We start from the raw sequence: 11,547 nt of genomic DNA, 5'->3' as shown, positions 1-11,547 counted from the left end.
AATCAACGACCATTAAAAATACATCATCAACAGACTGCCATTGAAAGATTCCGGGCTTGTTCGGATTAAACTTGTAATTTGCCTGTTAAAAGAATCGTTAATAAAATAAATACTCAAGCGTAACCGTTAATTAATGGAGGTGTATGCGACATGAAAAATAAGGATAAACAGTATGAAAAAGTGGCGAATGGTGTACTGGAAGCAGTTGGTGGTAGTGCGAATATTTCTTCGGTGACACATTGTATGACCCGATTACGTTTTAATTTGAAGGATGAAAGTATTCCTAATGATGGTGAGGTACAGAATATTCCAGGTGTGATTGGTGTCAATCGCGCTGGTGGCCAGTATCAAATCATTATTGGACAAGCAGTTAGCAAAGTTTATGATGCGTTACTTACGGTGGGGAATTTAACTAGAAACGCGCCAATTCCAATTAATGAAGATTTAGATAATCGACCTAAAGAAAAGTTAACGTTTAAGTCTGCGGGAAATATGATTCTAAATAAATTGGCTGGATGTTTAACACCATTGATTCCGATGTTGATTGCTGCATCAATGTTTAAAATGTTTGCGGCCATTTTAGGACCAAGTATGTTCAATATTCTTGGTACTAAAACATCGTTGTATCAGTTATTTACGTTGGTTGGTGATGCTGGATTCTACTTTTTTCCAATCATCTTAGGATATACAGCTGCTAAGCAATTTAATACGTCACGGATTATTTCAATGTTTTTAGGTGCAATTTTGATTGATCCTAATTTAATTAAAATTGTGACTGCTGGAAAGGCATTTAATATCTTCGGTATCGCAATGCCATTAGTTAATTATTCAAGTACGGTCATTCCAATTATTTTGTCGGTTTGGGTAATGTCGTATATTGAACGGTTCTTTAAGCGTTATGTACCAGAGTCAATTAGTACGATTGTTATCCCAACGTTGACGATTGCAATCATGTTGCCGATTTCGTTATGTATTTTAGGCCCAGCGGGAAACTTTATCGGCAATTACATTTGTACAGGAATATTAGCTTTTGGGAAATTAGGTGGCTTGCCAACGATGATCGCGGTTGGAGTGGTTGGTGCCTTATGGGAAATCTTGGTTATGACCGGGATGCATCTCTTAATGCTTACGACGATGATGATGATTTTTGCGCAATCGGGCCATGAAAACTTTGTCACACTTGGCGCAGTTGCTGCTAGTATGTCGGTCGCGGGCATGTGTTTAGGTGCGGCCTTACGAATTAAGGACCAAGATCAAAAGACCCTTGCTTGGGGTTATTTAATCGCTAGTATTATCGGGGGTGTGACTGAACCGGGATTATATGGACTAGCAATTCGTTATAAGCGACCATTTATTGGCATGATGATTGGCGGATTTTGCGGTGGCTTATATGCTGGCCTGACAACAGTTACAGCTTATGTCATGGTACCTGTTGCAAACTTTTTATCTTTAACTGCGTATGTTGGCGGGCAAACATCTAATGTGATTAACGGTGTGGTTAGTGGCGTGATTGCGTTTGTAGCAGCTGCTATTGCAACTTATGCGATTGGTGTTGAAGCCAATACAAACAAACAGGGGACTAAAGAATTTAAACTAGTGGAGGCTTAAAAGCTAATGGAAAGAAAAGTAATCGTTCGAGCTGATGATTTAGGTTATTCCGATGCAGTTAATGTTGGGATTGCACGAACAGTTCACAACGGGTTAATTAATAATGTGGGTGTTATGGTCAATATGCCAACGACGATGTCAGGATTAGCCATGATTAAAGATGCAGGGGTTTGCTTAGGTTTGCATACTGTTATATCTGCTGGCCGGCCATTAACAAATCCAAAATTGATTCCGAGCATCACTAATCCAGATGGTACCTTTCGTCATTCCTCGGATTATCGGGCGGCTATTCATGATTTTGTCGATCTTAATGAAGTTGTTTTGGAAATCGAAGCGCAATATCAAAAATTTGTAGCGTTAGTTGGTCGCCAGCCTGATTATTTTGAGGGTCATGCGGTAGTTAGTGATAACTTTGTTAAGGGATTGGAAATTGTGGGTGAACGTCATCACTTAAATATTTTACGCTTTGCAGCAGGCCCAGATAGTCCGAGTGTGCTATTTAAGGGAAAGGTATTACATGTTTTTATGGAAAGTATGGGCAAAAACTATAACCCTTATGAAACGTTGAAACGTGCGGCACTAGCCCAATATAATGACGGCTATGCTATGATGGTTTGTCATCCTGGCTATTTGGATGACTACTTATTACAACATTCAAGCCTGACAGTTCCCCGGACGCAAGAAGTCGCAATGTTAACAGATCCTCAAATGCAGGAATGGTTAGAACGACAGCAGATCAAATTAATCAAATATAGTGAGGTTTAATTACTAAGCGTTAAGGTAATCGGTAAGCAGATTAAATTACTTATTCAATGCGCGTTGCAAAGCATAAAAAGAGCGTTGCTACTGAAAATATCTTCAGTAACAACGCTCTTTTACAAGTTATCAAGAATTTAAATTAAGCATTTTGATTTTGCTGCTGCTTCCAATAATAGATTGGGAACCCAACGGCCACGATAACCAAGGAAATCAGTACACCAGATAAGTCTGAGCCAATTTCACTGATAATCACGAACAGTGCGCCCAGAATCGCAATCAGCGGTGTGATCGGAAATCCGGGTGTCGAGAATGGTCGCTCAGAAGCTGGGCGTCGTTTTCTTAAAATAAAGACACCAACGAAGGTTGCCACGTAGAAGCAGTAGACCGTGAAGATACAGAGGTCCGATAAGCGATCTGGATTAAAGAACAGGATCATAATACTAGCATAAACGAGAATGGCAATGGTTGCGGCGATCGGCTCGTGTGATTTTTTGTGCAAGTAACTGAGTTGTTTAGCGAATGGCAGCTGATTCTGAGCAGCCATGGCGTACACGATGCGGGGGAAGGTCATAATCTTGCCGTTTAAACAGCCCACCATCGAGATGATAATCCCAATGTTCAGTAGGCGCCCGCCAATTGTGCCAAACGCCGCTTGGGCAAAGTACAGCGTCGTTTGTTGCCCGAGTTTGTGGATCGTTGCCGCGGGTACGAAGTGGAGAATCCCATAGCTGACTAAGGTATACGCAATCAAGACCATTGAAATCCCTAAAATAATGGCTTGTGGTAATAACTTCTGCGGGTTCTTGATTTCGCCACCCAAGTTAGCGACTAAGATCCAGCCATCATAGGCAAAAAGTGTTGCGAGGACGGCAACCCCGAAACTACCCGTTGATTGGGTAATTGTATGTAAAGACTGTCCCAGCGCATTCTGATTACCATAGAAGAGTCCAAAAATAATAATAGCCGCAATCGGTAATAATTTGCCCAACGTGGTCGCAATTTGAAATGCGGCGCCCCAACGGTTTTCGAACATGTTGAGGATTCCAATCAGGACGATGACGCCAATCGAGAGTGGCGCCTGCCAACCCGCCTGCAGGTTGAAGAAACCAACTAGTAATATACCAAGGTAAGCGCTAATTGAAGCGATGATAGCGGGACCGTAGACGGCGATTTGCATCCAACCAGAGAGAAAGCCCCACAATTTACCATAGATTTGTTCCATGTAGACATAGAGCCCGCCCGTATGCGGCATTTGGGCACCGACCTCGGCGATTGTTAAGCCCGCGGTCAACGTAATCAGTCCACCTAGTAACCAGGCGAGTAACGCAGCGCTCGGTGAGCCCGCACTATCAAGGACTGATGATTGCTTGAAGAAGATTCCTGACCCAATAACCGTACCAACGACGAGTGAAAGTGCTGACCAAAAACCGAGTGAACGGTTCAGGGTCGTTGCTTGCTTTGTTTCCTGCATTAACCTGAAATCCTCCCTTGAAACAACCAAATTCTAAATGATTGCACTTAGCATACCAGAGATTAATGGTGATGACAATCAAATATCGTTGGTTGTGGCCGGTTTTTCGCCTAAAATCCGAACTAATAACGATATTTTAATAATAAAGTTCGACAAGACTCAAAATAATCAGTGTTATTCGGTTGGTGATTCGAGTTTCGACAAAATAGGATTGGGCGGCGTGGTGGCTTTAAATTAATTTATTTATCTTCCTAATATTAGCAGGGTTATTTAACGGGTCAGGTTAGTCATTAACTTAGTCATTAATTGAGTTAGTTGTGCCCAATCGGATTGATTGAGACCACCCTTAGCAGTCAATAAATCCGGCAAATCATTTAAAGCAATTCGTGTTGCGGTTCCCTGAGGTGTCAGAGTGAGCAAGATGCTCCGTTCATCTTGGGGATTCCGATGACGTGTAATTAAACCAGCTTGGGTCATCCGCTGTAGCACGGGCGTCAGCGTTCCCGTACTTAAATTTAGCTGGGTGCTCAACGTTTTGACCGTGACAGCGTGCGGCGGTGTCGCATAGAGTGCGACTAGAACCAAGTATTGTGGATAAGTGAGTCGGTGTGCTGTCAAAGTTGGTTGGTAGAGGCGTTGAATGGCATGGACTGTTGTGTAGGTTGAAAAACAGACGTGGTCTTCAAGGGGGCGAATTGTGGTTGTCTTCATGATAATTACCGCCTTTCATGCGATGAGTATTAAGTGCGGAGACGTTCTAATAATGATTGTGCACAATCGATTGATTGGATTATAGCACATTCTGACAATCTGTGGGCCTAGTTGCCCTAGTGCCGGTGGGATCTTATGGTCTGGTGGTCACGTTCAGTATGCAAACTGATGATTGTGGGTACCACTTGCAGTGACGTCATGGTAATAATTTTTGGTTCCTTCCTAAAAATACAGTATAATGCTACGAGTAGGTAAGAGAGTGGGGTTAGATTGATGGTAATTGCAATTGTGGTGTTGTTGATGCTGCTCAGCATCGGCTTATTTGGGTTGCTGTTAGCCGGTGCCAGACGGCAAGCAGCGCCATTTTTTGACCACAGTTTTGGTTTCGGCATGGTTATCGGGGCCGTGACGGATTTTCTTGACACACTTGGTATCGGAAGTTTCGTCGTGTCCACGGCAATTTTTCAAGCGAGCCATTATTTAAAGGATGAACGTAAGCTACCTGGAACTTTGAACACGATGCATGCGATTCCGACCGCGTTTGAGGCGTTTTTCTTTGTTACAGCAGTTGCGGTCGAGCCAGTGACACTGATTAGTTTAGTTTTAGCAGCAACACTCGGCGCATTACTGGGTAGTGAAGTCATGACGAAGCTTAATCAGCGGTGGATTCAGTTAATCATGGCCGGTGCGTTAGTCATCACTGCTTTACTGATGGCAGCGAAGTTATTAGGTTGGATCAGTTTGCTGGGAGTTGCTAATCAGGCGACGGGGCTATCCGGTTGGAAATTATTGGTCGGCATTGGTGGCAACTTTATCCTAGGGTTACTGATGTCAGCCGGAGTCGGACTGTACGCACCGTGTATGGTAATGGTGTATTTTCTGGGATTGACCCCGATTGCCGCCTTCCCAATTATGATGCTGTCGTGCGCATTGTTGATGCCGATTTCGGCAGTGAATTTTATTCGCCATGACCGCGTCGATTATCGCGGCTTATTCGGCATTATTTTAGGCGGTATTATTGGCGTGGTGGTGGCAGCGACCTTAGTTAAGTCACTGTCCTTAACAGCCCTGAGTTGGTTGATCGTCTTAGTGAGCTGTTGGACGGCCTTTTCGTTATGGCGTGCCGCGCAACGCCGGAAAAATGTGTTATAGTCAACGGTATGAGTGGTTAGGCTAACCAAGCCTAGCCACTTTTTTGTCGTTGTTTAAAATGATCGTCAGGCTGCTAGAAAAAATAACGGTCGCTGGTTGACAATTTATACAGCTGGCTGTATAAATGAAAGGGCAGGTGATTAAGATGAATCATGATGAAATGGTGGCGCGGCAAGTTCTGATTTTAGCTCGTCAAATCAAGCGGCGTCGCAACCAACATTTGCGGACGGTGGGGTTAACGACTCAGCAAGCGGATGCACTGACCTTTTTTACGGATCAGCCAGGTCGCACGGTAACCGCGTTTAAGACGTATCAGGAAATTACCCATCAGACGGCCAGGATGATCGTGCAACGCTTGCAGACGCGCGGATATGTACAATTAGTGGTCAGTCCAACGGATGCGCGTGCCAAGCAAGTGGTAGTGACCCCGAGTGGGCGTGCTAAACGCGAGCAGCTCCGTCAACATGGCTGGCAGACGAGTGCGCAAATGTTTGCCCATTTGGATGCCGAACAACAACAGGTATTTTTAGATTTGTTACGGCAAGTTAATCAGAATTTAGAAAGTGATGAGAATTGATGAAGACGCGTTTATATACGCCGGATGTAAAGTTAGTGTTAATGGCTAGTTTCTTCTTTTTAATGAGTCCAATGTTAATCAATCCCGTGATTGCAGGATTTGCGCACGGTATTGGCGCTAGTAGTGTGCTTGCCGGTACGATTGCCGGGTTAACGAATTTGACATCGCTAGTGCTCCGGCCACTTGCTGGGAATTTAACCGACCGGGTCTCTAAGTACCGTTTGACCTTCGTGGGGGGCTGTTTGTTGCTACTAGCTAGTTTAGGTTATAGTTTGACAACCAACGTGACGTTAATCATGTTATTGCGAATTTTGAATGGGTTGGGATATACCTTGTGTTCAGTTTGCATGGCAACCTGGATGGCTAGTTTATTGCCACCCGATCGAATTGGCTCTGGAATGGGCATTTATGGGCTAGCGAATGCGCTTGGAATGGCGTGCGGGCCGGCAATCAGTGTCTTCTTGTATCAACATTACAGTTACCAGAGTGTTTTTTGGTTAGCAGCGGGCTGTAGTTTACTGCTCATCATCATGATTCAATTCGTCGGTGATCATGGTGAACCAATTGTGACGCCTCAAACGGCTACGACTAAGCACCATATTCGCATCGTACAACCACGAGTAATCCCCGTGGCCTTGATTTTGCTTTTATTTTCATTACCATATTTTGCCACCCAAACCTATATTGTCAGCTACGTCGCTGCACGGCATTTTCATGTGGCAGCGGGGGTATTTTTCCCGGTGTACGCGGGTATTTTATTAGTATTGCGAATTATTCTCCGCGATTGGTTCGACCGGGTGCCATTTAAACGGTTCATCTGGTTATGCTTAATTTTTAATCTATTAGGATTGATTGGCTTAACTGACATGAACAATTGGGCGATGCTACTGCTGGGTGCAGCAGGACTGGCCGCCGGATACGGTTTGATGTTTTCAATTTGCCAAGCTAAAGCATTGATGCTCGTGCCGAAAGCTGATCATGGGCTAGCCAATAGTACGTTTTATATTGGTGTTGATCTCGGGATGTCACTTGGCCCCATCATTGGCGGGCTGATTAGCAGTCAATTACCAATGGCGTGGTTTTATCCCGTGATGATGGTGACGCTGCCATTGATCATCGTTGTTTACCTAGTCAGTCGTCGGCAGTTAGCTTAGCCACCAACATGCTGGAGAAGGTTGTTCTTGGTATACACATGATTATGAATTTTTTCAGTAGGGGATATCAAAAAGTCACTTCAAGTTTACGACTGCCTGAAGTGACTTTTTATCTGCCTTTATATAAACATTTTGATGCCAAAATAAATAATAATAAGACCAAGAAATGGCGTTAATACGCGGTTGACCTTATCTAAATTTAAATGGCGAATCACGAGTGGTGTAATGATTGCGCCGATAATTGCGCCAATCATGAGGACCAATCCTGATTGCCAAGCAAAAGTACTAGTAAAGAGATGGCCGATTAAACTGATTGTGGACATAACAGTTAACACATAGGTGGCAGTACCAGCGGCTTCAACGGCCGTTAGCCCAAGAATTGCTAACCCGGCAGCCGTGGTCGCACCACCGCTTAAGCCGCCAATGCCGACCATCAATCCACTTAAAAGGCCAAAGAAGGCAGCTTGCCAAGGTTGGTGACCGGCTGTAGTTTGTTTAGAATGGTGAACATACTTGATTAGTACCATCGCACCCATAATCAAAAAAATTGTCCCGACAATCCAGTTATACAGTTGTTGGGGAATAAATTGTGCGCTGAATGTCCCGACGATGATACCGGGAACGGCCGCAATGATCATTTGATTGCCAATCTTGAAATTGACATTTTTGATTTTCAACTGTGTTAGAAAACCAAAGAATAAGGCTGGTAAGGCGACGATTAGGGAGGTTGGTACGGCTACCGCGGTTGCAAGGCCTACTTGACTGGTTAAGACACCTAGGTATAGGGCAGCACCTCCGCCACCAATCAGACTAACGAAGATGCCGATTAGTAATCCGGATAAAAAGACAAACGTAGTGAATTCCCCCTTAAATTGTATAATTATACCTTAAACGGAGTACACTCCGTTTGTCAAGTGATGCGTAAAAGTGTATGGTGAACTTAAGTAAATAGGAGGGTGTGTCGAATGCGAAAGGATGCACAAATTAACCAACAGAAAATTTTGACTGCTGCGCGACAACTCTTTGCCGCGCGTTCAATCGAAACCGTTAGTATGAAAGATATTGCGACGGCCGCTGGTATCGGTCCCGGAACGTTGTATCGTCACTATGCCCATAAAAGTACACTATGTTTGGCATTGGTAACGGACCGAGTCGCAACTTTTATTAAAACCAATCAAGTCTACTTGACCACGACCTCGGTAGGTGCAGCGGCACGTTTTGATCATGTTATTGGGGAATATTTAGCGATTCGTGAGCACAACATGGCGTTATTAATGAATGTCGAGGCCGGTGAACCTGGTCGCCGTCAATTTTATCAGAGCGAACTTTATCAACAATTATGTGACCTATTAACGCAACTGGTTCGTGATTTGAAGCCAACGCTTTCGAAACCGGCATGTGAGTTTCAAGCTGATATGTTAATTGCCATGCTGAAGGGGACTAGTTATGCTTTTCAACGTCAATGGCGAGGACGGTCGCAGTCCGAACTATTGGCGCAATTGCACGCGTTAATGGTGACTGAATGATGTTCACTATTGGCACTAGTGGTTTGGCGATTAACAGAGTGGGTTGATTGTTAAATCAAAAAAGATGGTTCTAGGCGGTTAATCCTAGAGCCATCTTTTTGAATGAGTCGTTTAAGCAGGTGTCACCACGTATTTTTCATAACGTTGGGCATCGACAGTGTTGAGTTCGACTGTTAATTGGGTGCCATCAGCTAAGTAATCCGTTTTGAGAATGTTGGCGTGGTCATTCAAGTAAGCCACTACTTCACCATCATTGAACGGGATTAATAACGTTGTTGTCACGTAATTCTTAAAGACTTTGGCTTTGATCATACTGGTCAAAGCTTGTAGTGAGGCCTCATCACGCGCCGTATAGATGAGTTGATCATCTTGCTGGTTCGGGTAGTCGGCTTCGGTTAAATCAACTTTATTGAAGGCATAAATCATAGGAACATCGTGCACACCGATTTCTTTGAGCGTCTTTTCAGTGGTCGCCATCATTTCCTTGTAATGGGGATCGGCGTAGTCGATGACTTGAATGAGTAAGTCAGCATTGGCAGCTTCGGCTAGCGTTGAACGGAAGGCGTTGATCAAGTTATGCGGCAAGTCGCTGACAAACCCGACTGTATCACTGAGCAGTAACTGCTTATTGTCAGGGAAGGTTAACTGACGAATACTTGTATCTAACGTTGCGAAAAGCATGTCTTTTTCGAAGACTTGCTTATCTTCACCCTTACCGAACAGTTTCACTAAACCATTCATAGTCGTTGATTTACCAGCGTTGGTATAACCGACTAAAGCGACGTTGGGGAGCCCAGCTTTATCGCGTTGTGAACGTCGCACTACTTCGTCTTTATTGAGTTCCTTAAGTTCGTGCTTCGCGTGACTGATCCGGTCTTGAATTGTCCGGCGATTTAATTCCAGTTGCGTTTCACCAGCACCACGGTTGGTAAAGCCCCCGCCACCACCAGCAGCGGCCCCAGCCTGTTGGTCAAGGCGATTGGAGATACTCGTTCGTAATCGGGGAAGTTGGTATTGTAATTGGGCAATCTTAACTTGCAATTTGGCTTCCTTGCTCCGCGCACGGTTACCAAAAATTTCTAAGATCAGACCAGTACGGTCGATGATCTGAATGTCCGTTTGTTCCTCTAAGTTACGCACCTGACTAGGGGTCAGATCCGCGTTGATGACCATAATGTGCAAATCGTTGGCGGCTGCGACTTCTTTGATTTCGACAACTTTACCTTTGCCGAAGAAGGTGGCCGGGTTGGGTTTTTCCAATCCTTGGTCAATTCGCAGGGCCGCGTGCATATTATTGGCTGCAACGAGCGCTTCTAGCTCGGACATGGCGTAGTCGTAATTGGCGACCGTTTTAGACATGCCGGCAATGATGACTTCTTGTACTTTTTGAGCGTTGGTTTCAGACATACACTCACTCCTAACGTGTTATGATTGCATTAAGTATAACATGTCTAATCAAAATATTACGACTTCGGGTATTAGGGAGGAATCAAAAATGGGTTACGTGCTTGATTTGCGGCGGCGAGTTGGTCACCAACCGCTAGTAGTGGCCGGTGCGGCTTTAATGGCCCAAAATTCGATTGGCAAAATTGTCTTGATTTATCGAACCGATAACCACTGTTGGGGCTTGCCAGCTGGATCGACTGAACCGGGAGAGACGGTCCAGCAAACGGCGCGACGGGAATTGAAAGAAGAGACTGGGCTGACGGTGGGTGAGTTAACGCTGATCGATGTCTATAGTGGGCCCAAGATGCACTATCAGTATCCTAACGGGGACATTATTGACAGTGTCACCACGTTATATCGCGCCAATACAACGGGTGGTGAATTGATTCAAGCCACCGATGAGACGAGTACTGCGGCTTTCTTTGCTTTAGATGCTTTGCCGACACCGTTGACCCCACTGACAAAGTGGATGCTTTGCGGTGAGTAAGCTTGACCATGCCTATGAGGTTTGCTATAGTGGACTGAAATATTAAGATGAATTGTCACCGGACAACGTTAACCCAACTTCCTTAGGTCATTGTGGAAGTTGGGTGGACGTTGTCCTTTTTATTTTGAGGAGGAATTGATAATGACGTGGATTTATTTAATTATTGCTGGATTATTTGAAGTGGTATGGGCTACGATGATGAAATTAAGTAATGGGTTCAGTCACTTTGGCTATGCTGCGGCCATAGTAGTTGGCATGGTCTTGAGTTTTGGCTTCTTAGCATTAGCAATCAAACACTTACCGTTGAGTATTGCATATCCAATTTGGACCGGTATCGGTGCGGTCGGTGCGATAATTGTTGGCCTGGTTTTCTTCAAAGATACAATTGCACCCATCACGTGGATCTTCATTGCAATGCTGGTCATTGGCATTATTGGTATCAAAGTCACGAGTTAGGATTGGGGGGGTGTTAGTGGGTTTGTGATTCATCAGTGAAGCCCCAACAGCTTTTCAATATTTTTATAAAAGAATGACCACAAGCATGAAAGCGGTGTTATAATAACTTTAGAAGTTGGCAAATTACAAGTTTAATCCGAACAAGCCCGGAATCTTTCAATGGCAGTCTGTTGATGATGTATTTTTAATGGTCGTTGATT

General features: G+C 44.4%; 12 protein-coding genes. 8 read left to right on the top strand and 4 right to left on the bottom strand.

Annotated features, from left to right (window positions below; genetic code table 11):
• Nucleotides 1-150: 150 nt before the first annotated feature.
• Nucleotides 151-1,608 (top strand): PTS transporter subunit EIIC, encoded by a 1,458-nt coding sequence (locus ACOV1R_RS14825; RefSeq protein ID WP_003645782.1) that lies wholly within the window; start codon nucleotides 151-153, stop codon nucleotides 1,606-1,608.
• A gap of 6 nt (nucleotides 1,609-1,614) precedes the next feature.
• Complete coding sequence (locus ACOV1R_RS14820; RefSeq protein WP_021357128.1) at nucleotides 1,615-2,373, top strand: ChbG/HpnK family deacetylase; 759 nt, start codon at nucleotides 1,615-1,617, stop codon at nucleotides 2,371-2,373.
• A 133-nt stretch (nucleotides 2,374-2,506) separates the two neighbouring features.
• Here ACOV1R_RS14820 and ACOV1R_RS14815 read toward each other — a convergent pair whose 3' ends face one another.
• Together ACOV1R_RS14815 and ACOV1R_RS14810 are read right to left on the bottom strand one after the other, a co-directional pair.
• The gene (locus ACOV1R_RS14815; protein ID WP_003644022.1) at nucleotides 2,507-3,838 is read right to left on the bottom strand and encodes an APC family permease; all 1,332 of its coding nucleotides are present in this window, start codon (nucleotides 3,836-3,838) and stop codon (nucleotides 2,507-2,509) included.
• Between the two features lie 270 nt (nucleotides 3,839-4,108).
• Nucleotides 4,109-4,549 carry a MarR family winged helix-turn-helix transcriptional regulator gene (locus ACOV1R_RS14810; RefSeq protein WP_053267354.1) on the bottom strand — a complete coding sequence of 147 codons (441 nt, stop codon included), beginning with the start codon at nucleotides 4,547-4,549 and terminating at the stop codon, nucleotides 4,109-4,111.
• Between the two features lie 273 nt (nucleotides 4,550-4,822).
• On the opposite strand from ACOV1R_RS14810, the gene ACOV1R_RS14805 reads away from it, so the two are divergent.
• The 3 genes from ACOV1R_RS14805 to ACOV1R_RS14795 all read left to right on the top strand — a co-directional run bounded on the left by ACOV1R_RS14805 (nucleotide 4,823) and on the right by ACOV1R_RS14795 (nucleotide 7,432).
• Nucleotides 4,823-5,701 (top strand): TSUP family transporter, encoded by an 879-nt coding sequence (locus ACOV1R_RS14805; RefSeq protein ID WP_003641136.1) that lies wholly within the window; start codon nucleotides 4,823-4,825, stop codon nucleotides 5,699-5,701.
• 136 nt (nucleotides 5,702-5,837) lie between these two features.
• Nucleotides 5,838-6,278 (top strand): MarR family winged helix-turn-helix transcriptional regulator, encoded by a 441-nt coding sequence (locus ACOV1R_RS14800; RefSeq protein ID WP_016526974.1) that lies wholly within the window; start codon nucleotides 5,838-5,840, stop codon nucleotides 6,276-6,278.
• Entirely contained in the window at nucleotides 6,278-7,432 is a 1,155-nt protein-coding gene (locus ACOV1R_RS14795; RefSeq protein WP_003645778.1) for an MFS transporter, read from the top strand. Before ACOV1R_RS14800 ends, ACOV1R_RS14795 begins: the two co-directional genes overlap by 1 nt.
• A 119-nt stretch (nucleotides 7,433-7,551) precedes the next feature.
• On the opposite strand, the gene ACOV1R_RS14790 is transcribed toward ACOV1R_RS14795, so the two are convergent.
• Nucleotides 7,552-8,310: a sulfite exporter TauE/SafE family protein gene (locus tag ACOV1R_RS14790; RefSeq protein ID WP_223843891.1), complete on the bottom strand. Its 759-nt coding sequence runs from the start codon at nucleotides 8,308-8,310 to the stop codon at nucleotides 7,552-7,554.
• A gap of 87 nt (nucleotides 8,311-8,397) precedes the next feature.
• Here ACOV1R_RS14790 and ACOV1R_RS14785 point away from each other — a divergent pair, with 87 nt between their 5' ends.
• On the top strand, nucleotides 8,398-8,958 hold the full coding sequence (locus ACOV1R_RS14785) for a TetR/AcrR family transcriptional regulator (protein ID WP_003641140.1): 561 nt from the start codon (nucleotides 8,398-8,400) through the stop codon (nucleotides 8,956-8,958).
• Between the two features lie 111 nt (nucleotides 8,959-9,069).
• Here the strand turns inward: ACOV1R_RS14785 and hflX are convergent, their stop codons facing one another.
• Nucleotides 9,070-10,365, bottom strand: coding sequence for a GTPase HflX (gene hflX / locus ACOV1R_RS14780; protein WP_054518994.1), 1,296 nt, complete (start codon nucleotides 10,363-10,365; stop codon nucleotides 9,070-9,072).
• A gap of 88 nt (nucleotides 10,366-10,453) precedes the next feature.
• On the opposite strand from hflX, the gene ACOV1R_RS14775 reads away from it, so the two are divergent.
• Both ACOV1R_RS14775 and ACOV1R_RS14770 read left to right on the top strand, forming a co-directional pair.
• Entirely contained in the window at nucleotides 10,454-10,891 is a 438-nt protein-coding gene (locus ACOV1R_RS14775) for an NUDIX hydrolase (protein ID WP_003644029.1), read from the top strand.
• A 141-nt stretch (nucleotides 10,892-11,032) separates the two neighbouring features.
• Nucleotides 11,033-11,347 carry a DMT family transporter gene (locus ACOV1R_RS14770; protein WP_053267353.1) on the top strand — a complete coding sequence of 105 codons (315 nt, stop codon included), beginning with the start codon at nucleotides 11,033-11,035 and terminating at the stop codon, nucleotides 11,345-11,347.
• Nucleotides 11,348-11,547 lie beyond the last annotated feature (200 nt).

It is taken from the genome of Lactiplantibacillus sp. YT640 (genome assembly GCF_049745435.1).
GTDB classification, from domain to species: Bacteria; Bacillota; Bacilli; order Lactobacillales; family Lactobacillaceae; genus Lactiplantibacillus; species Lactiplantibacillus plantarum.
The sequence above is the reverse complement of the archived record's forward strand: the minus strand, read 5'-3'. Positions and strand labels throughout refer to the sequence as shown.